The sequence below is a fragment of the Vibrio sp. ECSMB14106 genome (assembly GCF_000972265.1).
GTDB classification, from domain to species: Bacteria; Pseudomonadota; Gammaproteobacteria; order Enterobacterales; family Vibrionaceae; genus Vibrio; species Vibrio kanaloae.
In genome coordinates this window covers 161,126-184,207 of sequence record NZ_LAUM01000009.1, presented here as the reverse complement: position 1 = coordinate 184,207, position 23,082 = coordinate 161,126, and the positions used below count along the sequence as shown (strand labels likewise).

Annotated in this window: 20 protein-coding genes; 8 read left to right on the top strand and 12 right to left on the bottom strand. The window is 45.2% G+C overall.

What is annotated here, in order from left to right:
• The first annotated feature begins 174 nt into the window (after positions 1–174).
• Positions 175–1,413, top strand: a complete 1,239-nt coding sequence (locus WR49_RS08660; RefSeq protein WP_017056336.1) for a uracil-xanthine permease family protein — start codon at positions 175–177, stop codon at positions 1,411–1,413.
• Positions 1,414–1,554: 141 nt separating this feature from the next.
• Here the strand turns inward: WR49_RS08660 and upp are convergent, their stop codons facing one another.
• A complete protein-coding gene (upp, locus tag WR49_RS08655) occupies positions 1,555–2,181 on the bottom strand; it encodes a uracil phosphoribosyltransferase (RefSeq protein WP_017056335.1) in 627 nt (208 codons plus the stop codon).
• A 169-nt stretch (positions 2,182–2,350) separates the two neighbouring features.
• Between upp and purM the strand changes: the two genes are divergently transcribed.
• Positions 2,351–3,391 carry a phosphoribosylformylglycinamidine cyclo-ligase gene (gene purM, locus WR49_RS08650; protein ID WP_017056334.1) on the top strand — a complete coding sequence of 347 codons (1,041 nt, stop codon included), beginning with the start codon at positions 2,351–2,353 and terminating at the stop codon, positions 3,389–3,391.
• 131 nt (positions 3,392–3,522) lie between these two features.
• Entirely contained in the window at positions 3,523–4,197 is a 675-nt protein-coding gene (purN, locus tag WR49_RS08645; RefSeq protein WP_046223747.1) for a phosphoribosylglycinamide formyltransferase, read from the top strand.
• A gap of 116 nt (positions 4,198–4,313) precedes the next feature.
• On the opposite strand, the gene WR49_RS08640 is transcribed toward purN, so the two are convergent.
• Complete coding sequence (locus tag WR49_RS08640; protein WP_017056332.1) at positions 4,314–5,159, bottom strand: class II glutamine amidotransferase; 846 nt, start codon at positions 5,157–5,159, stop codon at positions 4,314–4,316.
• Positions 5,160–5,222: 63 nt separating this feature from the next.
• The gene (lpcA, locus tag WR49_RS08635; protein ID WP_046223724.1) at positions 5,223–5,798 is read right to left on the bottom strand and encodes a D-sedoheptulose 7-phosphate isomerase; all 576 of its coding nucleotides are present in this window, start codon (positions 5,796–5,798) and stop codon (positions 5,223–5,225) included.
• A 328-nt stretch (positions 5,799–6,126) separates the two neighbouring features.
• On the opposite strand from lpcA, the gene fadE reads away from it, so the two are divergent.
• Complete coding sequence (gene fadE / locus WR49_RS08625; RefSeq protein ID WP_046223723.1) at positions 6,127–8,592, top strand: acyl-CoA dehydrogenase FadE; 2,466 nt, start codon at positions 6,127–6,129, stop codon at positions 8,590–8,592.
• Positions 8,593–8,722: 130 nt separating this feature from the next.
• Here the strand turns inward: fadE and WR49_RS08620 are convergent, their stop codons facing one another.
• Together WR49_RS08620 and dnaQ are read right to left on the bottom strand one after the other, a co-directional pair.
• Complete coding sequence (locus WR49_RS08620) at positions 8,723–9,970, bottom strand: TIGR03503 family protein (RefSeq protein WP_046223722.1); 1,248 nt, start codon at positions 9,968–9,970, stop codon at positions 8,723–8,725.
• Between the two features lie 9 nt (positions 9,971–9,979).
• Positions 9,980–10,768, bottom strand: coding sequence for a DNA polymerase III subunit epsilon (gene dnaQ / locus WR49_RS08615; protein ID WP_197078527.1), 789 nt, complete (start codon positions 10,766–10,768; stop codon positions 9,980–9,982).
• A 56-nt stretch (positions 10,769–10,824) separates the two neighbouring features.
• On the opposite strand from dnaQ, the gene rnhA reads away from it, so the two are divergent.
• The gene (gene rnhA, locus WR49_RS08610; protein WP_017056326.1) at positions 10,825–11,289 is read left to right on the top strand and encodes a ribonuclease HI; all 465 of its coding nucleotides are present in this window, start codon (positions 10,825–10,827) and stop codon (positions 11,287–11,289) included.
• A 71-nt stretch (positions 11,290–11,360) separates the two neighbouring features.
• Here rnhA and WR49_RS08605 read toward each other — a convergent pair whose 3' ends face one another.
• On the bottom strand, positions 11,361–12,143 hold the full coding sequence (locus WR49_RS08605; protein WP_017056325.1) for a class I SAM-dependent methyltransferase: 783 nt from the start codon (positions 12,141–12,143) through the stop codon (positions 11,361–11,363).
• Between the two features lie 53 nt (positions 12,144–12,196).
• Between WR49_RS08605 and gloB the strand changes: the two genes are divergently transcribed.
• From gloB to WR49_RS08590, 3 genes are all read left to right on the top strand, one after another.
• On the top strand, positions 12,197–12,955 hold the full coding sequence (gene gloB / locus WR49_RS08600) for a hydroxyacylglutathione hydrolase (RefSeq protein ID WP_017056324.1): 759 nt from the start codon (positions 12,197–12,199) through the stop codon (positions 12,953–12,955).
• Between the two features lie 70 nt (positions 12,956–13,025).
• The gene (locus WR49_RS08595; protein ID WP_017056323.1) at positions 13,026–14,597 is read left to right on the top strand and encodes a LysM peptidoglycan-binding domain-containing protein; all 1,572 of its coding nucleotides are present in this window, start codon (positions 13,026–13,028) and stop codon (positions 14,595–14,597) included.
• Positions 14,594–15,280, top strand: a complete 687-nt coding sequence (locus WR49_RS08590) for a YIP1 family protein (RefSeq protein ID WP_017056322.1) — start codon at positions 14,594–14,596, stop codon at positions 15,278–15,280. The genes WR49_RS08595 and WR49_RS08590 overlap by 4 nt, the downstream gene beginning before the upstream one ends.
• Before the next feature lie 52 nt (positions 15,281–15,332).
• On the opposite strand, the gene WR49_RS08585 is transcribed toward WR49_RS08590, so the two are convergent.
• The 6 genes from WR49_RS08585 to dnaE all read right to left on the bottom strand — a co-directional run bounded on the left by WR49_RS08585 (position 15,333) and on the right by dnaE (position 23,019).
• Positions 15,333–16,175 carry an endonuclease/exonuclease/phosphatase family protein gene (locus WR49_RS08585; RefSeq protein ID WP_046223721.1) on the bottom strand — a complete coding sequence of 281 codons (843 nt, stop codon included), beginning with the start codon at positions 16,173–16,175 and terminating at the stop codon, positions 15,333–15,335.
• Positions 16,176–16,236: 61 nt separating this feature from the next.
• A complete protein-coding gene (gene glnB / locus WR49_RS08580; RefSeq protein WP_004738609.1) occupies positions 16,237–16,575 on the bottom strand; it encodes a nitrogen regulatory protein P-II in 339 nt (112 codons plus the stop codon).
• Between the two features lie 130 nt (positions 16,576–16,705).
• On the bottom strand, positions 16,706–17,017 hold the full coding sequence (locus tag WR49_RS08575) for a c-type cytochrome (protein ID WP_017056320.1): 312 nt from the start codon (positions 17,015–17,017) through the stop codon (positions 16,706–16,708).
• A gap of 58 nt (positions 17,018–17,075) precedes the next feature.
• Entirely contained in the window at positions 17,076–18,410 is a 1,335-nt protein-coding gene (gene tilS / locus WR49_RS08570) for a tRNA lysidine(34) synthetase TilS (RefSeq protein ID WP_046223720.1), read from the bottom strand.
• Positions 18,411–18,534: 124 nt separating this feature from the next.
• Positions 18,535–19,494, bottom strand: a complete 960-nt coding sequence (accA, locus tag WR49_RS08565; protein ID WP_017056318.1) for an acetyl-CoA carboxylase carboxyl transferase subunit alpha — start codon at positions 19,492–19,494, stop codon at positions 18,535–18,537.
• 45 nt (positions 19,495–19,539) lie between these two features.
• Positions 19,540–23,019 (bottom strand): DNA polymerase III subunit alpha, encoded by a 3,480-nt coding sequence (gene dnaE / locus WR49_RS08560; RefSeq protein ID WP_046223719.1) that lies wholly within the window; start codon positions 23,017–23,019, stop codon positions 19,540–19,542.
• Between the last annotated feature and the right edge of the window lie 63 nt (positions 23,020–23,082).

Sequence of the window (23,082 nt, the reverse complement as noted above, 5' to 3'; positions counted from 1 at the left end):
TAACCATGATAAATCGTTCACTTGTAAAGCGAATTTTCCTTATTTGGATCGAGGTAAATATCACTAAGGTAAATAAATTTGATCTATCTAGTGTAGCAATCGTTTGCCAAGTGATAGAATCCTGCGAATTTTATTTTTCGACTTTCATATAACGACCATTTTTAAGGATTTAACATGAAAAATGCTTTGCAAGGTGCGCAAATGCTGTTTGTAGCTTTTGGTGCACTTGTATTAGTGCCGCTACTGACAGGACTTGATCCTAACGTTGCACTTTTTGGCGCGGGTATCGGTACCCTTATATTCCAACTTATTACACGCCGTTCAGTGCCAATCTTCTTAGCGTCTTCTTTCGCCTTCATCGCACCTATCATGTTCGGAATTCAGACTTGGGGTGTAGGAGCAACCATGGGTGGCCTTATGGCGGCAGGAGTTGTGTATGTATTAATGGGAGCTTTGATAAAAGTACGAGGCGTTGCCTTCATTCATAAACTACTTCCACCCGTCGTTGTTGGCCCTGTCATCATGGTTATCGGTTTAGGCCTTGCGCCTGTTGCAGTAAACATGGCGCTAGGTAAAACAGGCGACGGTGCGGTTCAGCTTGTCGATGCAGATGCTGCACTGTGGATCTCTTCGATTTCACTGTTAGTGACGATTATCATCAGTGTGTTTTCAAAAGGCTTCCTTAAACTGCTGCCTATCTTCGGCGGTATTGTTGCGGGTTATATCACCAGCCTGATATATGGTGCAGTAGACTTCACACCCGTGGCTCAAGCGTCTTGGTTGGCACTACCAAACTTCACAACACCTGAGTTCAACATCAACGCTATCTTCTTTATGGTATTTGTCGCCATTGCACCGGCCGTTGAGCACGTTGGCGACATGCTTGCCATCTCTAACGTAACTGGCAAAGACTACCTTAAAAAACCAGGTTTACACCGCACTATCACTGGCGACGGTGTCGCTACGATTGCGGCTTCTATGCTGGGCGCGCCACCAAATACAACGTACAGTGAAGTAACTGGTGCGGTAATGCTAACGAAAGCATTTAACCCAGTGATCATGACTTGGGCAGCCGTTACGGCCATTGTTTTAGCCTTGGTTGGTAAGCTAGGCGCACTACTTCAAACGATTCCAGTTCCAGTGATGGGCGGCATCATGATTCTGCTGTTTGGTTCAATCGCAACAGTTGGGCTCAATACTCTCATCAAGAACAATGTAGACCTGCATAAATCACGTAACCTTGTGATTGTGGGTATTACTTTAGTCTTTGGTATTGGCGGCATGGCCTTTGGTATCGGTGACTTCAGCCTACAAGGCGTAAGCTTGTGTGGTATCGTGGCGATTCTACTGAACCTAGTTCTTCCTGAAGAGCTAGGCGACAACACAGTAGTAGACAAAGCTCAAATCGATTAAGCAATTGGTAAAGCTAGATTTAAAAGAATCACAAGCCAACAAGATCAAGAAGGGAGAGCACCGAATGCTCTCCCTTCTTATTAATACGGCTAAATTCAGCGAGTTAAGAAACGGTTTAGAGTAACTTAAGCTGAAACCGAATTACTTAGTACCGAAGATCTTATCACCAGCATCGCCAAGACCTGGAACGATGTAGCCCTTGTCGTTTAGCTTCTCATCAATTGCAGCAGTGTAAAGCTCTACGTCTGGGTGCGCTTTTTCTAGAGCTGCAATACCTTCAGGAGCCGCTACAAGTACAAGAATCTTAAAGTGCTTACAACCTTTCTCTTTCATTAAGTCAATCGTTGCGATCATAGAACCACCTGTCGCAAGCATTGGGTCTACCACAAGAGCAATACGCTCCTCGATATTAGATGCAAGCTTATTGAAGTATGGTACTGGTTCAAGTGTTTCTTCGTCACGGTAAACACCAACAACGCTAATACGAGCACTTGGAATGTGCTCTAGAACGCCGTCCATCATGCCTAGACCAGCACGTAGGATTGGCACTACTGTTACTTTTTTACCTTTAACTTGGTCAACTTCAACTGGACCGTTCCAACCATTAATAGTTACACGCTCAGTCTCAAAGTCTGATGTCGCTTCGTATGTTAGAAGGCTACCCACTTCTGTCGCTAGCTCACGAAAACGCTTAGTGCTAATCTCACCTTCACGCATCAGGCCAATTTTATGTTTTACTAGCGGGTGTTTCACTTCAACAACTTTCATTTCCAACTCCGGCAATATTTAAACAAACCTGTAGATTGTACACGAACTTTGTGGTTATTTCAGAATCTTTATTCTAATAAAAAAAACCGCGCAAACGTTTGCTCTTCATAAACAAGCCCTGTTAGAATAACGCCGTTTTCACATCCAACTTAAGTTCGAGGACTATCCCGTGAGTGGTAATACTTCTTCTCTAAGCTACAAAGACGCAGGCGTTGATATCGACGCAGGTAATGCACTAGTAGACCGTATTAAAGGTGCAGTTAAACGCACTCGTCGCCCTGAAGTAATGGGCGGTATTGGTGGCTTTGGCGCCCTATGTGAACTTCCAACGAAATACAAAGAGCCGGTACTTGTTTCAGGTACTGATGGTGTTGGTACTAAACTTCGCCTTGCTTTGGATCTGAAAAAACACGACACCATTGGTATCGACCTAGTGGCAATGTGTGTGAACGATCTAATCGTTCAAGGTGGTGAGCCGCTATTTTTCCTAGACTACTACGCAACAGGTAAGCTAGATGTAGATACAGCAGCAGACGTTGTTTCTGGTATTGCTGAAGGCTGTGTTCAAGCTGGTTGTGCACTAATCGGTGGTGAAACGGCTGAAATGCCAGGCATGTATGAGGGCGACGACTACGACGTAGCGGGCTTTTGTGTTGGTGTTGTAGAAAAAGCTGACATCATTGATGGCACTAAAGTAGCAGCAGGCGACGCACTTATCGCTGTTGGATCAAGTGGTCCACACTCAAACGGCTACTCTTTAATTCGTAAAGTTCTAGAAGTTTCTGGTGCTGATAAGAATGAAGAGCTAGAAGGTCGCACTATCGGTGAACACCTACTAGAACCCACTAAGATTTACATCAAATCAGCGCTTAAGATGATTGCCGAGCATGACATTCATGCTATCTCGCACATCACAGGTGGTGGTTTCTGGGAGAACATCCCACGCGTACTTCCTGAAGGTACTAAAGCAGTGATTGATGGTAAGAGCTGGGAATGGCCTGCTATCTTCAACTGGCTACAAGAGAAAGGTAATGTGGAGACATTCGAAATGTACCGCACTTTCAACTGTGGTGTTGGCCTAGTTGTTGCCCTACCTAAAGAGCAAGCAGACGCTGCTGTTGAACTACTGAAAACTGAAGGCGAAAACGCCTGGGTTATCGGTGAGATCGCAAACGCGGAAGCTGGTGAAGAGCAAGTTGAAATCAAATAAGTGATACGCTCACTTACTTAGTTAAGCAATGAGGACCAATGGTCCTCATTTTGCTATTTAGCCCGCAGAAAACCTTAGTTTATGTAGGTACATTGTAAACAGTTCCGTTAATCAATCGCATGACCCACTCTATGAAAAACAATCACTCAAATAAAACCAGCCACTCTCAGAAAAACATCGTTGTGTTAGTTTCAGGAAGCGGAAGTAACTTGCAAGCCATTTTGGATGCCTGTGATAACCATACGATTGACGCCTCCGTTAAGGCAGTTTTCTCAAACAAAGCAGAGGCTTTTGGTTTAGAGCGAGCGAAAACCGCGGGTGTTGACGCCCATTCAGTGAATCCAAAAGACTTTGGTTCACGTGAAGAGTTTGACCATGAATTGATGGTTCAGATCGATGCTTACCAGCCAGATTTAATCGTACTCGCTGGCTACATGCGAATCCTAAGTTCAGAGTTTGTTCGTCACTATGCTGGGAAGATGGTCAACATCCACCCTTCTCTGTTACCTAAATACCCGGGCTTACACACCCACCAGCGTGCCATTGACGCCCAAGACAAAGAACACGGTACCAGCGTTCACTTTGTTACTGAGGAACTTGATGGTGGCTCGGTGATCTTACAAGCTAAGGTTCCGGTATTTGAAGATGATGATGCTGACATGTTAGCTAGCCGTGTGCTTACTCAAGAACACAACATTTACCCTATGGCCTGCAAGTGGTTCATCGAAGATCGTTTATCAATGGTAAACGGACAAGCAGTCTTAGACGGCAAAGTGTTGGGCAAGCACGGTTACGCAGAAGAGTAATTCATCAGACGACTCTCACAAGTCAATGACTTAGAAACAAAAAGGCCGCTTACTGACTTATGAGTACAGTAAACGGCCTTTCTTTTGTGCGGATCAAATAACGCTATTAGGGACGGTTAGCTCAATGGTTCAGTTGGCGCTTGGCTCGCGACCTTTTTCGGTGCATAAGCAACATTTTCCAACACGTGATGATTGTTGCCAATCAGCTCACCAAAATGAAACAGTGCGTACTCGCCCGGCTTCATCCTAAACCACTCTTCGTTATCCGTAAGAGGTTGAGTTGCGACGACAGTCACCACATCATTCGGCGTGGTCTCTTCTTGGAAGTTAATCTCAACGTCTTCATCAATTAAGCTCGCTTTACCAAAAGGCGCACGTCTTGTTATCCAATACAAATGATTGGTACAGTAAGTCATGACGTACTCGCCATCACTTAACAGCATATTGAAAACGCCTTTCTCGCGTAACTTATCACAGCACTCAGCAAAGAAGCGGAACATACCTTCCATGTCTTGAGGCGGCTCAGGGAAACGCTCTTCAAGTTGTTTGAGTAGCCAACAGAAAGAGAGTTCACTGTCCGTTTCACCGACGGGTCTGAAACGCCCACTCACCAGATCATCGTAGTCCGTTAATTGGCCATTATGAGCAAAGGTCCAGTATCGTCCCCAAAGCTCACGGGTAAAAGGGTGAGTGTTCTCTAAATTGACACCACCGCGATTGGCTTGACGGATATGACTGACAACAGCTTGGCTTTTAATTGGGTAGTTTTGAACCAACTCAGCGATTTTGGATTCACAGCTTGGATTAGGATCTTTAAATGTACGAAAACCCTTTCCTTCATAGAAAGTAATACCCCAGCCATCACGGTGTGGGCCAGTATTGCCTCCACGTTGCATTAGACCAGTAAAGCTAAAACAAATATCTGTTGGTACATTCGCGCTCATGCCGAGCAATTCACACATGGTCTAATCTACTCCCTATTAAAACCAGCGAAGCCTATGCTAGGCTCCAATGTCTGTAAACTGTTATTCCATTTCTTTTTCAACAAGTTGAATCACAATGTGGATGATCTTAATGTGAACCTCTTGAATTCGGTCAGCATAACCAAAATGTGGCACTCGGATTTCGATATCGGCACAACCAGCCATTTTTCCGCCATCTTTACCGGTTAGCGCGATGGTTTTCATACCTTTCGCTTGAGCAGCTTCAATCGCTTTTAAAATATTGCTGGAATTACCCGAAGTCGACAAACCAAACAACACATCGCCTTTACGACCTACCGCCTCTACGTAACGAGAAAACACGTGATCGTAGCCAAAATCGTTACTCACACAAGATAAATGGCTAGGATCTGAAATCGCAATACCAGCGAAACCTGGGCGATTTTCACGGTATCTACCAGTAAGCTCTTCCGCGAAGTGCATCGCATCACAGTGTGAACCACCGTTCCCACAGGAAAGCACTTTCCCTTCTTGCTTGAATGAGTCAGCAATCATTTTTGCCGCAGCTTCAATTTGAGCGATGTTATGGCCATCACTCAAGAACTTGTTCAGAACGTCTGCCGCTTCGTTCAATTCACTTTTGATTAGGTCTTGGTACATAAGGCTTATCTCTTATATTTATTTACGCAGCTTAAAGTACGTGAAATGAGATCTGAGGGGGTTTTCCCTCTTTTACCTGAGTTTACCCACAAACATGAAATTGTGTCGACACTTAAGCCCAAAGATTGCCACCTTTATTAACTTGTCTCTGTCAATTCGTCCAAACATTCACCACCGACCTCTCACAATTAGAATTTTAACTCTATTAAGATCACTTTTTATCCACTTTGGAGTTTTACAAATATTTAATATTCTGTTTACACTTGACTGGTTAGACCTCTTACCTAAACTTAATAACAATAAGTGATCTCTGAAAAGGAAATCGTTCATGAACATATTGCTCTCCCTACTCGGCTTTACAGCCATCTTAGGTGTCTGCCTTTACCATAGAGTTAGTCTGGTACGTGCATTAATCGTCTTAACTGGCGCGATGGTAGCATTAACATTGCTTGGTGGCGTCGCTGTCACTGGCTGGCTTTGCTATCTCTTAGCGGTTGCGATTTTTGCTGTCCCAACAATTCGCCAAACTCTAATCAGTCAAAAAGCGCTTTCTCTATTTAAGACCGTTCTACCAGCGATGTCTCAAACAGAAAAAGAAGCTCTAGAAGCTGGGACGGTATGGTGGGAAGCAGAGCTGTTCAAAGGCAAGCCTGAGTGGAAGAAACTTCAAAACATCGCCGATCCGAAACTCTCTGAAGCTGAGCAAGCATTTTTAGATGGCCCAGTAAATGAAGTGTGTGAAATGGTCAACGATTACCAAGTGACACATCAACTCGCAGATTTGCCACCAGAAGTTTGGCAGTATCTGAAAGATCACAAATTCTTCGCCATGATCATTAAGAAAAAATACGGCGGCTTAGAGTTTTCAGCTTACGCTCAATCTCTGGTTCTACAAAAGCTCACGGGCGTTTCTAGTGTATTGTCATCAACCGTTGGCGTACCTAACTCATTAGGCCCTGGTGAACTATTGCAACACTATGGTACAGAAGAACAAAGAAACCACTACCTGCCTCGCCTAGCGGAAGGTAAAGAGATCCCTTGTTTTGCCCTAACTAGTCCAGAAGCCGGCTCAGATGCAGGTTCAATCCCTGATTACGGCGTGGTGTGTAAAGGTGAATGGCAAGGCGAACAAGTATTGGGCATGCGCCTAACTTGGAACAAGCGTTATATCACTCTCGCACCGGTTGCGACTGTGTTAGGTTTAGCTTTTAAACTTCGTGACCCGGATGGCCTACTGGGTGACCAAAAAGATCTTGGTATCACGTGTGCACTTATCCCAACCGATTTAAAGGGTGTTGAGATTGGCAACCGCCACTTCCCACTAAACGTGCCTTTCCAAAATGGCCCTACTCAAGGTGACGATCTCTTCGTCCCTATCGATTTCATCATCGGTGGCCAGAAAATGGCAGGCCAAGGTTGGCGTATGCTGGTTGAATGCCTGTCGGTGGGTCGTGGAATCACACTGCCTTCAAACTCAACAGGTGGCATCAAGTCTGCAGCACTAGCAACCGGCGCTTACGCTCGTATTCGTCGTCAATTCAAACAGCCTATAGGTCGTATGGAAGGGGTTGAAGAGCCACTTGCACGCCTAGCGGGTAATGCTTACGTAATGGATGCAGCGAGTAACCTAACCGTTGCGGGTATCGACCTTGGCGAAAAGCCTTCTGTTGTATCAGCCATCGTGAAGTACCACTGTACGCACCGTGGCCAACGCAGCATCATCGACGCGATGGATATCGTCGGTGGTAAAGGTATTTGCTTAGGTCCGTCGAACTTCTTAGCTCGTGGTTACCAAGGTTCACCCATCGCAATAACGGTTGAAGGCGCAAACATTCTGACTCGTTCAATGATCATCTACGGTCAGGGAGCGATTCGTTGTCACCCTTATGTTCTAAGCGAAATGGAAGCGGCTTATTCTGAAAGCAGCGATGCACTGGATAAGTTTGATTCTGCGTTAGCTGGACACGTTAGCTTTACGCTCAGTAACCTCGTTCGCAGTTTGTGGTTTGGTTTAACCGATGGTCGTGGTTCTGATACGCCAACACCAGCGAATAAAACCGACAAACAAACACAACGCTATTACCAAAAATTAAACCGCTACAGCGCTAACCTAGCACTACTGTCTGATATTTCAATGGCAGTACTAGGGGGCTCTTTGAAACGCAGAGAGCGTCTATCTGCAAGACTGGGCGACATCCTGAGTCAACTGTACTTAGGGTCTGCAACACTTAAGCGTTTTGAAAGTGAAGGCAGCCACGCCGAAGATCTACCGTTAGTACATTGGGGAATGCAAGATAGCTTACGTCAGACTGAAGTGGCGATTGATGAGTTCTTGGCGAACTTCCCTAACCCTGTGATTGGTCGTCTACTTCGTGTTGTGTTAATGCCATTTGGCCGTATCCGTCGCGCACCAAACGACAAACTGGATAGCCAAGTCGCGCACATCCTACAAACACCAAGCGAAACACGTTCACGCATCGGTCGTGGTCAATACTTGGCGGACACTCAATACAACCCTGTTGGTAAAATAGAGAAAGCACTAGAAGTGATTCTTCAAGCTGAGCCTCTGTTTGACAAAGTTTGTAAAGAGACGCATCAAAAACGTGCTTTCTTAAAACTCGACCTTGTCGCTCAACTAGGGCTTGAGAAAGGCATCTTAACGGAGAAAGAAGCTGCATTACTTGTCAGTGCGGAGGAACACAGACTGTACACGATTAATGTTGATGACTTCTCTCCAGAGGACCTTGCAGCAAAGCCACAGTATCCAGGCCAATCGATTGATAACGTAGCCTAGGTTCTGCAATAGAAACGAAAACGGGACTCCTAGGAGTCCCGTTTTTTTGTTCATGACATCGTTGTCACAAATTCTAATGCTTTATCTCTAGAGGCTTCTTCTCTCCAGACAACCTAATCATCTAAGCGAGTTACTTTGGCGCTTTAAGCTGCATCTCTGGTAACGCTTTTTTCTTCGCTTTGACCTTACGAACCACAAACCAAATCAATAAACCCAATAAAATTACGACCACATTACCCACCGCGATAATGATCATACTACGCTGCTTATCAGCTTCGCGCTTCTTCAGTATCATTAATTCATTGGCGATACGCTTCTGTTCAGCGAGAGCTTCTTCTTGAAGGCGCCGAGACTCAGCTAAATCAATATCTTCGACAACACTATAAGACTGCTCAGAGATTGGAAAGACGAGTGGACGTTGACTGGATGCGTCGGTGGCATAAACCATTCCCGACCACTTATAAATCCCCAAGTCACTGTTGTATGGCATCTCTAAAGACACTTTCATCGCATCGATTTCAGATCGGCCTTGTCGGTAGATCACGTACTCATCAGGAGCCTTGTGCTCAACATGAGCCGCTAATGAACTCGGCGCAATCATGCCCTGTTCGCCAGACACCACGACAGTGTGAGGTAAACCCTCTTTACGGGACTGTATAAAGGTTGTGATGATTGGCGTTGGGTACACTAATACCTCTTGTTCTTGCGCTCTCAAAAACACACCATTGCCCGAGGTAATGCGAGCTCGATATTTACCAGGCTCAATATCAATCGGTAACGACACAGTGAACACGCCATCTCCGGATTTTTCGTCAAATTCAGCCCCATTGTCAGAAAATTCGCCCATCACAACAGGCACAGGGCGTGCTTCTCTGACTAACGATTCTTCATTTTCGACAAACTTGGTAAAGGTCACCTTGAGTTTGACGCGATCGAGAAAATCACGCAGCACAAGAGGCTTGCCGTCTGAAGTCAAACGAGCAGTAAATTTGATGTGTTCGGTTTGATACAACTTGTCTGGAAACTCGTTAGCATCCAAAACAAGATGAGATAGGAGCTTGATGTTATTCTTCGGTGATACTTTACCTATCGCTTGCCAAGGGCCCGGCATCGGCTTGTCGATAGAGATAATGTCCATGGACGACTCTTCGTACCAACGGACATTATCAGCATTGCGCCACGAGTAGTATTTCTTGCCGTCAGGGCGAACCAACACGACAGGTTTAGAGTTATCGGCTCGATAAATCACAAAAGTGACTTGTTCAATACTGGGATCAACGCGAAAACGGTTGTCCAATAAACTCATTACGGATTCCGTTGCTGCATGCAAGCTAAAGCTTAACAGCAATAAGTAACCGATAGCCAATACCCTTAACATACTTTCTCCCTACTGACGCCAAAGGCAGCTTCCGCTTTTCTCGACGAGGTCTAAACGATTTTGATGCGCTTCTATTTCATCGGCCGTAGCTCGTAAAACCTTTAGGGGTTTTCGACCACTTTCTACTCTTCGTATACTTTCCGCTTCGCCTTCTTGTTGACCAGCGTTAAATTGCAGCGACGTTTGGCCACCCGTCATCAATAAGTAGACGTCGGCTAGGATCTCCGCATCGAGTAATGCGCCATGGAGGGTACGGTGCGAGTTATCAATACCGTAACGATCACATAAGATATCTAAGTTGTTTCTTTTACCTGGAAATATCTTTTTCGCCATCGCCAAGGTATCGATAACTTTACAGTAATCATCCGTTTTACCTATCGCAGGGTTGAGCTTCTCAAACTCATAATCCATAAAGCCTGTATCGAAGGGCGCGTTATGAGCCACCAGCTCGGCGCCTTTGATAAAGTCGAGAAATTCTTCATGTATGTCTTGGTATTCTGGCTTATCAACCAAGAATTCATCGGTAATGCCGTGAACGCCAATCGCTTCTTCTTGAATCGCACGATCTGGCTTGATATAGACATGGAAGTGACGTCCTGTCGGCTTACGGTTGATGATTTCTACCGCACCGATTTCGACAATACGATGCCCTAAGTAGTGAGGGCCGCCTTCTGTATTCATACCGGTTGTTTCGGTATCGAGTACAATAATTCGCTTATTTTGTGCGTTCACGTCATTTTCTGTCATGGCGTTCGCTTCTGCGTCAACGCTTTGTTCTGGGGTGCTACTGGTATTCATAAGGATAACTGTGTCAGACTATGCCGATAATGTGCTTGAGGTAATAGTATCAAATCATGACGAAACAAGTTGAAATTTTCACTGATGGTTCTTGTTTAGGCAACCCCGGCCCTGGCGGCTACGGCATCGTACTTCGTTACAAAAAAGTCGAAAAGACACTAGCGGAAGGTTTTACCCTAACAACCAATAACCGGATGGAAATGCTCGCCGCTGTCGTAGCTCTACAAACCCTCAAGGAGCCTTGCTCTGTGATTTTAACGACAGACAGCCAGTACGTGCGTCAAGGCATTACACAGTGGATTCATAACTGGAAAAAACGAGATTGGAAAACTGCCGATAAGAAACCAGTTAAAAACGCCGATCTTTGGCAAAGGCTTGATAAAGAAACAGCTCGTCACACCGTGGATTGGCGCTGGGTAAAAGGACACGCTGGACACAGAGAAAACGAAATGTGTGATGATTTAGCACGGACCGCAGCTGAAAGTCCAACTCAAGAAGATACGGGGTATCAGCCAAGCTAACGACCTGCTTTAGTTAGTACACTGAGTTAGACACTCGCTTCAGAGCCATATTTAAAATGAGAAGCCGACTGCTAATCGGCTTTTTCTGTTTTTATCGGGTATGAAGTCTTAGCTGAACTCAACGTACGGCGACTGTGTGTTCTGAAGCTTGCTCCAACCGGAGAGAAACGTCGCTTGAGGTGCCAATGTGGCTTAATCGGTTTGAGTGGATAAGTACGCTTACGAGCGACAATAAAATATTGGCTTCCCGCAAATGATGCACAACCACCCAAACCGTTCTCCAGCCACGTCCATATTGCTCGATATTTACTCATAGGAAACAGTGCGTAAGTATCACAATGAATCACTTCATAATTAAGTACACCTAGCCAGTCTTTTACTCGACTTGGAGTGTACATACGGCCACTCCAAGGCAAGCTTTTCTTACGCCAAGGCATCAAACTAGCAAGGCCTATTAGGCTGAACGGGTTAAAACCTGTGATGATGATATAGCCATCATCCATCATCACTCGGTCAACTTCTCTCAATAATCTATGTGGGTCATTGCTATAATCTAATTGATGACTAAACACCACAACGTCGAAGCTTTTCTCTAAAAAGGGTAAATTATAGCCATCCGCTATCACATTATGTAATGGGTTCTGGATATCTAGGTTTACTTGATGTTGAATGTTGCATGTGCAGCTAGAAATCTCACTGCTGAGGCCTCCAAGTTTGAGCATATGGTAACCAAATAACTTAGGGCACCACTCATCCAGTCGAGTTTGAATTGATTCTCTCGACCAGTCTCCATTGTGCAACTGTGCCCAAGTGTAGGGACGCTCAAACTTCTTTCTGCTACGCGCTGGCTTCATCAATAATCTGTCTCACTTATTCTGTCTCACTAAAAGTGACTGGAGAACCAATAATGTTATATATCAAAAGCATACCTGCATTTAATGACAATTACATCTGGCTGATTGAAAATAGCGATCGCCGTTGTGCTGTCGTCGACCCTGGTGATGCATCTCCAGTATTAGAGTACTTAGCACACCATGAGCTAACTTTAGATGCAATCTTGATTACACACCACCACCACGATCACATTGGTGGCGTTCCAGAACTGGTAAGACAATTTCCAGATGTGGATGTCGTTGGCCCAAGAAATGAACCGATTCCGACATTGACCCACCCTGTTGATGACGGTGACCAGTTAGAGCTGTTTGATGAAATCTTCCTTGTGCTTGGACTGAGTGGGCATACTGCTGGCCACATAGGGTACGTAGGTGACGCCAAGTTATTTTGTGGCGATGTGTTGTTTTCAGCAGGCTGTGGCCGAATCATGGAAGGCACACCACAGCAAATGTTTGATGCACTCAATAAGGTAACCGCTCTTCCTCAAGAAACAGAGGTTTACTGTGCACATGAGTACACAGCGGCCAATATCGCATTCGCGCTTGCGGTTGAGCCTGATAACCAACACCTTCAGCAATATCGAGATCAAGTTAACCGACTGCGAGCACAAAATAAACCGACCATCCCCACAAATTTACGCCAAGAGAAATTAGTTAACCCTTTCTTGCGCTATACCGAGCCAAGTGTCGTGAAATCAGTGTCTAATCGCACCGAACAGACTGATGCTTTATCAGTTTTTACCGCTTTACGTACATGGAAGAACGAATTTTAACAAATACAGACTTGTCACTTATAGGGAGTGACAAGTATTATCAGCAGCCGTTTATTAAAAAGGCTGTAACATGCGAGTTAAGTACAGCTGGGCTTTGGTATTACTACTTTCTGGTTGCCAATTAACTCAGTCAGAGAATCCAGACCAAGCTCCCGAGCAAACCAACACATCACAGACTAAAGAAGCTTCGCAAACGAACGTTTCATCAGAAGCGACCAAAGAAGAACCAAAAGTTGAAGCACCTGTTGTTACTCCAAAAACACAAGAAGATGTTTGGAAACGTATTGCGATGCAACTTGAAATGGAAGTACCCGACCAAAAGAAGGTCAATTACTACCGAACTTGGTATCTAAAGCACCCTAGTCACCTCAAAACCGTCTCACAACGTGCTGAACCTTTTCTTTATCTGATCACGACTAAAATTGAAGAAAAAGGCTTACCACTAGAATTAGCACTATTACCCGTTGTAGAGAGTTCTTTCGATGCGTTTGCCTACTCACATGGTAGCGCTGCAGGTCTATGGCAATTCATTTCTGGCACAGGTAAAGACTACGGGCTAGAACAGAACTTCTGGTACGACGGCCGTCGTGATGTCGCCGCTTCTACCGATGCTGCATTAAATTTCCTATCAGATCTCAACAGACGTTTCGATGGCGATTGGAACCATGCCATTGCTGCCTATAACAGTGGCGGTGGTCGTGTGAACAGAGCAATCCGTAAGAACAAGAAACTTGGCAAGCCAATCGACTTTTTCTCTTTGGATCTACCAAAAGAGACCAGTAGCTATGTACCTAAACTGCTTGCCTTGGCTGATGTCATTGCTAACCAAGAAAAGTATGGCATCGACATTCCAGCAATTCCTAACAAGCCAGTATTGACTCTAGTTAACCCAGATGAACAACTTGATTTAGCTATTGCGGCTAATTACGCAGGCATTCCGGTAAAAGAACTGCAAGGTTACAACCCGGCTTACAACCAATGGGCCACAGCACCAGAGAAACACCAACAGCTATTACTTCCTTTAACTACCATTGATAAATTCAATAAAGAATTGGCAGCCAACAAAGGTAAGGGTATGAAGTTGGTGCGCTACAAGGTTCAGTCTGGTGACAGCATCAGCGTACTGGCAAGCAAATATAACACCACCAGCAAAGTTATCCGCACTGCAAACGGTTTGAGCAACAACAATATTCGTATTGGCCAGCACCTGCTTATCCCAACATCAACCAAAGACGACAAGACCTACGCATTAAGCGCATCAAATCGCCTAGCAAGCACACAGTCGAAGAGTCGGGGCCAATATAAGCTCAGCCATACAGTAAAAAGTGGTGACAACTTATGGACAATTGCACGCGCGAATAAGGTATCACACCAATCACTGGCTAAGTGGAATGGCATGGGGCCACGTGACACACTTAGAGTTGGCCAAGAATTGGTCATCTGGAAAAATAGCTCAGACGGCTCAATTATTCGCACTATCTTCTATAAAGTAAGATCTGGTGACACAGTCAGCGGTATTGCATCAAAGTTCAAAGTAAAAAGTGCAGATGTTGTAAAATGGAACACTTTACAGAACAAAAAATACCTACAGCCAGGACAAAAACTGAAGCTGTATGTTGATGTAACTAAGGTAAGTGTATGAACCCGTCAAGTAACCCACTCGTGATGCTGCTGGATATATTCCGATCACCAACAGCTTGTTTCTTAGCGCTTTATCAGCGAAGTGCTTGGGGATGGCAACCCTACGTCGTATTAATACTCAGTCCCTTTTTATTTTGGGGTGCCTATTTTTCGAATGTAGATTTTGCATGGTTAAGCGCAGAGTTGTCACAGCAACTCGCTCAAACTAACCCTGACCAATTGGCGTTACTTGATAGCAACACCCTGCTTGCAAGCGAGATCATCAGCGACGTGTTTGGCCGAACGTTAACCATCGTTTTGTTAGCGTTCTGGTTTAACCTAGCAACCAAACCAAGCCAACATCAGCATAGCTTTTGGCGATGGTTTGCAGCGGCATCGGTAGTGATATTCCCTGCGGTTTTAGGTGACGTAGCGAGCTACGCAAGCCTAATCCTAAAGCACGGTCAGGTGATGAACTACGCGGCAGACTTGAACAGCTTAAACGGCTTGATCAAGTTACCGCTGACCAATGACTGGTCTCAATTTGCTAGCTCATTACCACTGCTGCTTCCATGGTACATTGTACTAGGTTATGCAGCTGTACTGACTTGGACTGAATTTGAACGTGGGCAAGCACTAGTGATTTCAGGCTTGCCATGGGTTGGCTATTACCTAATCTGGGCTATCTACATTCTAGTTTCGTAGATAACCCATTCAATCTAATTTCTTAGATAACCAAGTTAGTAAGAGCTCGCGGCTATTTCACCTTAAAGGTGACTAACATTGGATTATGATCAGAAGCGTTCGTAAAGGGCGCTTTTGCTTTTTCTACCTCTAACCCTCGATAGAACACGTGGTCAAGTACCAATCCTGTCATAAACTGCGTGCGGTTATCGGGGTCAAAATCCACCTCAGTCAAACCGACCTTTTCCAGCGCATCCTTCAACACCGTAAAGCGAGATTTACTCCAACTGTTAAAATCGCCCGCAAAAAGCACGGGCCCGCGATACTGCTGCAGTTTGTCAGTTAAACTATTGAGTTGCGATGCGTAATCTACGGTGCCAAACGTAAAGTTCACGGCATGGATATTGATAACTGCCAACTCTTCCCCATTACTCAGTAGGTAACGAGACCACAGTGCTGATTTTGGCAGTTGAAGCCAAGGCTCTTCATGAGTATAGGCACAAGCTTCGATCGGTAAGTGAGTCGCTAAATTGAGTACACCCGAACTTTGCTTAAATGCTTCAAAAGCGTTAACGCGAATACTGCCCCACTGGCTACTTGTGACCCACAATCGAAAATCATTAGTCACACGTGCTTCTTGCAGTAATACTAAATCACTTCCTGCCGAAAGTTTGTTCAATTCGCTCTGCCAATTACTGCGGTTCTGCTTGTAGATGTTCCACACAGTGATGCTCAATCCATCAGACACATCAATCGCTTTCGGTGTTGAATTCTGGTAGCAGCTATAGATATCGCTGCTGATACTTTGAGAGGAAGTGATCAGGTTAGGCTGACTCGGGATCACGAAGATAAGATGAAAACTAGCAACAGCAAATGTCACCAATAATGTGATGACAATGGTGATTTTCTTAAACATACAACACCCTACCTAAAATGAAAAAGGAGCGATAAACGCTCCTTTTAGGGTAATCGCTTTTTTATACGGCGTCTTCGTCTTCTTCGCCAGTACGAATACGTACCACACGTTCAACGTCAGTAATGAAGATCTTACCGTCGCCAATTTTACCCGTTTGCGCCGTTTCGATAATGGTATCAACACATTGGTCAGCCACTTCGTCGGTCACAACAATTTCTAACTTCACTTTAGGTAAAAAGTCGACCATGTACTCAGCGCCACGGTATAACTCAGTATGGCCCTTCTGGCGTCCAAAGCCTTTCACTTCAGATACTGTCATGCCCGTAATACCCACTTCTGCAAGTGCTTCACGTACATCATCAAGTTTGAATGGCTTGATAATGGCTTCAATCTTTTTCATGTTCATCCCTTAAACTGTATGAATGACTCATTATCGGTTAGCTATAGTAAACATTCAATGAAAAAAGCCAGAGCTTTAAAGCTCTGGCTCGAAATTTATCATCTTGTTTGATCAGCGCTTTTAGAACACTTTACTTAAGACTTGCGTAGTAAGCCGCTAGATTCGCGATATCTTCATCATTCAGCATTGATGCTTGAGCCTGCATAACAGCAGCCAAGCCACCGTTACGCTGCTTTGTTTTGTACGCATTAATCGATGAAACAAGGTACTGCTCGTTTTGTCCTTTCAGGTTGGGATAACCTGGGATCACTGCGATACCATCTGCGCCATGACATGCCGCACAGATTGCTGCTTTAGCCTGACCCGCAGCAACATCCCCCGCCAGGGCGTTACCACTCAATAGTCCAAATCCAAGAACTAATCCTAGTGTAATTTTCTTCATTGCATATTCCATTAATTATTTTTATTAAAGTAACGTCGAATTGTGACACAAACTTTTTCTACTTGCTCCAAAGTGCTTCACAATCTTGACCTTGGTAATTTTTATCTACGAATAAGCCTAAAACAGCGATCACTCGATCACCATCCATTAATATTGGCGTTCTGCGCCGTAACCAGCTGGGCACTTGGTATTCCTGAAAGAGTTTTTTGAGCTTTCTACTGTGCCCACGCCCAATTGGATGAGCCGATAATCCTTCCGGGTTAAAGGTAATTCGTAGTACTCCACTTGTATCCTTCAAGCTGAAGTTTTGCGAATTACGACCATTCGATACTGCATCATTCGGTGACGACATTAACTGTAGCTTTCCTAAACTATCGGGCAACTCCAAGTTATCACCAAGCACAACATCAGCTTGCCAACACGACAAGTCTTTAGTCTCCTTCACTATGTACAGGTGATGATTAAAGCGTCTCACTTCGACATCGTTCAGTACTAGCTTAGGATTGGCATCCGCTTGAGCACATGCCACTTCATCCCAGATAAGCTTAAGCTGTTTTTTACTGGGCATCGATTGATTGCAATGGCTGAACCACATCCTTAACAAGCGTGCGCGTAATAGTTCGGAGTGCTGAGATAACGCCTCAATGCTTAATCTCTGGCTATCCCCTAAAGCTTGCTGGAAGTGTGACTCAAGCAACTCATCGAGCAATAACTCTTGCTCTGCACAGAGTTGGGCACTGCGACTGACCGACTCACGAAAGCTTGGCCAACGCTCGGTAAGAACTGGTGTCACTTGATGACGAATAAAGTTACGATCAAAGCGCACGTCCTGATTACTCTCATCTTCGACCCAAGTTAAGCCCATATAATGAGCAAACATTTCAATATCCGTTCGGGTCACTGACAACATAGGTCGAACAATAAAAGCGCCTGCAAACGGGCTCACTTGAGCCATAGAAGAGAGCCCTTTGGGGCCACTGCCTCGCTTTAACGCTAACAAGAACGTCTCCACTTGGTCGTCAATGTGCTGACCAGTAACAAGTAAGTCCCCCTGCCGAAGGTGCTTTTTAAAGACTTGGTATCTAGCATCTCGAGCGAGCTTTTCTACACTTTCTCCGCTGTTGAGATCCAACGACACTCGTTCTATAGCCAATGGAATAGACAAAGCATCACACCATGTTTGGCATTGTTCAGCCCAGAGATCAGCGTTCTTACTCAGACCATGATGTACATGTACCGCACAGCACTCAATGTGATGGGACCTAGCGTATTGCGCAGCCAACTCCAGCAAAACTCGTGAATCGACACCCCCACTGAAAGCGACGATCAATCGACAAGGCTTGAGCGCGCTTTGATTGAGTACAGATGTGAAGGTATCAATTAAGTGTGTCATGAGGCTAATAAACCAGAGATCGTGTGTGAAGGGATAATGTTTTAATAATAAAAAAGGGTTGGCACTGAGTCCAACCCTTTGATCAACTTGTTCGTATGGCTAGCTTTATCGCTAAGGTAATTTATCAGCAGTAGCCGTAGCTCATTAGACGCTGGTAACGACGCTCAAGCAGCGTTTCATTATCAAACTGCTCTAGCTCTTCTAGCTGTTTAACTAACATGTCTTTCATGTTCTGAGCGGTTTGTGCAGGGTCGCGGTGCGCGCCACCTAGAGGCTCAGGAATGATTTCGTCGATAAGCTCAAGCTCTTTAAGACGAGGAGCAATCAGGCCCATCGCTTCAGCGGCTTGTGGTGCTTTATCCGAATCGCGCCATAGGATTGAAGCACAACCTTCTGGAGAGATTACTGAGTACGTAGAGTACTGAAGCATGTTCACGTAGTCACCAACACCAATCGCTAGTGCACCACCAGAACCGCCTTCACCCACAACGTTACAGATAACAGGAACTGAAAGTCCTGCCATCACTTTTAGGTTTTTAGCGATAGCTTCAGATTGACCACGCTCTTCAGCACCAACACCTGGATATGCGCCCGCTGTGTCGATGAAAGTAATAATAGGCATGTTGAAACGCTCAGCGGTTTCCATTAGACGTAGCGCCTTACGGTAACCTTCTGGCTTTGGCATACCAAAGTTACGGATCACTTTCTCTTTCGTCTCGCGACCTTTCTGATGACCAATAACCATAACAGGACGGCCATTTAGACGAGCCATACCACCCACAATAGCTTTGTCGTCAGCGTAAGCGCGATCGCCCGCCATCTCTTCAAACTCTGTGAATGCATGCTCCAGGTAATCTTTGGTATAAGGACGTTGAGGGTGGCGAGCAAGTTGAGCTACCTGCCACGCACCTAAGTCACTAAAGATTTTCTGTTTAAGCTCTAAGCTTTTTTTCTCTAGTTGTTCGATTTCTTTGTCTAGATCTACCGCTGCGTCACCACCGTGACGTGAAACGTCACGTAGCGCTTCGATTTTTGCTTCAAGTTCAGCGATAGGCTTTTCAAATTCTAGAAAGTTCAGGCTCATCTATGAATCCTTGTTGATTCAGCTTCATATGCACGAAGCTAAATTTTAGTTAAATTCGAGTTCTACTTGGCTATTTCCAAGCAGCTGTTTTAATTCGTCTAGTAATGTATCACTTGGCGTCACGCGCCATTCTGTGCCCAATGTTAACCGCGCTCTAGCGTCGGCACGCTGGTAGTATACATTGACTGGGACCGTTCCGGCTCTATAAGGTTCTAAGATTTGACTAAAGCGTTCAAAAAATTGACCGTTAATTTGGGATTGGTCGATAGATATCGACACCCCACGAGCATATTTCTCACGGGCGCTTCCTAAGTCCATGACCTCGCGCGCGGACATTTTAAGCCCGCCATTGAAATCATCAAAGCTGACCTGTCCAGAAACGACCACAATTTTGTCTTTTTCGAGCAATTCAGCATAGCGATCGAGTGCATCAGAGAATAACATCACTTCCATTCGGCCCGATCGATCATCAAGTGTCATCAAACCAATTCGTGTACCACGTTTTGTGGTCATTACTCTCGCCGCAATCACCAAACCAGCAATCGTTAATGACTGGTCACGACGCGTTGGCGTGGCATCCTTCAAACGACAGCTGGTGTATTTCGCTAACTCTTTGATATAAGCATTAACGGGGTGACCCGTTAAATACAAACCAAGCGTTTCACGTTCACCCTCAAGCCAAACCTTCTCTGGCCACTTAGGCACTTGGGTATACTTATGTTCAACCTCTTCTGGAGCATCAGTCAACACACCAAACATATCAGATTGACCAAAAGACTCGGCGTGGTGATGTTGGCTCGCCGCTTTAACTGCATCTTTCAAAGATGCCATCATTGCTGCACGGTGAGGGCCTAATCTATCTAACGCACCGGATAGAATCAACTTTTCGATAACACGTTTGTTGACCTTTTTCAGATCAAGACGCGCGCAGAAGTCGAATAAATCTTTAAAATAACCGCCCTTATTGCGCGCTTCTATGATCGCTTCAATAGGGCCTTCACCTACCCCTTTAATCGCGCCAATGCCATAAACAATCGCGCCATCTTCATCAACATTAAAGCGATATAGGCCAGAGTTGATATCAGGCGGCAGCAGCTTGAGCTTCATACGGAAACACTCATCAACAAGGCCAATAACCTTCTCGGTGTTATCCATATCCGCCGTCATTACCGCCGCCATAAACTCAGCAGGGTAATGTGTTTTCAGCCATAGCGTTTGATAGGAAACCAGTGCGTATGCCGCTGAGTGAGATTTGTTAAATCCGTAACCTGCAAACTTCTCTACCAAGTCGAAGATTTTCATGGCCAGTTCGCCATCAATACCGTTAGCTTCCGCACCTTCTTTGAAAATACTACGCTGCTTTGCCATCTCTTCTGGCTTTTTCTTACCCATTGCACGACGCAACATGTCCGCTCCGCCAAGCGTATAGCCTGCGAGGATCTGTGCGATTTGCATAACCTGCTCTTGGTACAGGATGATGCCATACGTTGGTTCTAGCGTCTCTTTGAGTGAGTCATGTTGCCATGTTTCATCAGGGTACGATACCGCTTCTCGCCCGTGTTTACGGTCAATAAAGTTATCTACCATGCCCGATTGCAAAGGACCCGGACGGAACAGAGCTACCAATGCGATGATATCTTCAAAACAGTCGGGCTGTAGACGTTTGATCAAGTCTTTCATACCACGCGATTCCAGCTGGAATACCGCGGTAGTTTCAGAATTTTGTAATAGGTTAAACGACGCTTTATCATCAAGAGGTATCGACTCAATACGAACCGGCTCTTTGCCTTCTCTCTTCAAGCGAGGGTTGACTAGGCCTAACGCCCAATCAATGATGGTCAGTGTCCGTAAGCCCAAGAAGTCGAACTTAACCAAGCCAGCAGTTTCAACGTCATTCTTGTCGAACTGCGTTACTGGGAAGTGACCTTCCGCATCAGCATAAATGGGCGCAAAGTCGGTAATCGTGGTTGGTGAAATAACAACCCCCCCCGCGTGCTTACCTGCATTTCGCGTACAGCCTTCAAGGATACGACACTTATCAATTAGTTCGCGAACCTCTTCATCACCATCGTAAAGCTCTGGCAATGCAGGCTCAGCAAGGAAGGCTTTTTCTAGCGTCATACCCGGATCTGGCGGCACAAGCTTAGAAATTCGGTCCACAAAACCAAACGGATGACCAAGCACACGGCCGACGTCACGGATTACCGCTTTTGCCGCCATGGTACCAAAAGTGATGATCTGAGAAACCGCATCACGACCGTACATTTCAGCAACGTGATCAATAACTTGGTCACGCTTATCCATACAGAAGTCAATATCGAAATCGGGCATGGATACACGTTCTGGGTTCAAGAAACGTTCGAACAGCAAGTCGTATTCGAGTGGATCGAGATCTGTGATATCCAATGCGTAAGCCACTAGAGAGCCGGCACCAGAACCACGACCCGGACCTACCGGCACATCGTTATCTTTTGACCACTGGATGAATTCCATTACGATCAAGAAGTAGCCAGGGAAACCCATGTTGTTGACAACTTCGAGCTCGATTTTGAGTCGTTCATCGTACTCAGGACGACGCTCTGCTCGAACCTTTTCATCTGGGAATAGGAACGCTAGACGTCGCTCAAGGCCTTCTTCAGATTTCTTGATCAGGAAATCTTCAATCGCCAAACCTTCCGTTGGGAAGTTAGGTAGGAAATATTCACCTAGACGAACGGTTACGTTACAGCGCTTAGCAATCTCAACACTATTCTCAAGAGCTTCAGGAATATCAGAGAAAAGTTCACACATTTCCTCTTCGCTACGAAGATACTGTTGCGCGCTGTAGTTTTTAGGACGACGCGGATCGACCATGGTGTAGCCATCATGAATCGCAACTCGAATTTCATGAGCATCAAACAAGTCTTCAGTTAAGAACACAACTTCGTTGGTCGCTACAACGGGCAAGTCTGCTTGTTCAGCAAGTTCTAACGCAAAGTGTAAGTAAGACTCTTCGTCTGGACGTCCGGTACGAATCAGTTCCAGGTAAAAGCGGTCTGGGAAATACGTTTTGTAAAACTCGACATTACTTGCAACCAGTTCACGGTTACCTTTCAGTAGTGCCTTACCAATCTCGCCTTCTTTCGCGCCCGATAGGATGATCAGACCTTCAGCATGCTCAATTAACCACTCTTTATCAATAACAGGCTGATGCTGTATATGACCACGAAGGTAGGCTTTTGATATCAGCAGCGTTAGGTTGTTATAGCCTTTATTATCGGTTGCAATGACGGTGAGTTTCGTTAACTCATCACCGAAATCTGGAGACTGCATCAAGAAGTCAGCACCAATAATTGGCTTAACCCCGCATCCATGGGCAGTACCGTAGAACTTAACCAAACCACAAAGGTTGGTAAAGTCGGTAAGTGCTAGAGCAGGCATACCCATTTCAGCGACTTTTTTGACCAATGGCGGTACCTTAGATAGGCCATCCACCATCGAAAAGTCACTGTGTACGCGTAGGTGAACAAATTTTGGATCTGACATTATTTTCCCTGAATTCTAGGTTTTAGCCTAGGGTTACAACTGTGTGTATTCTATTTTTTTCTA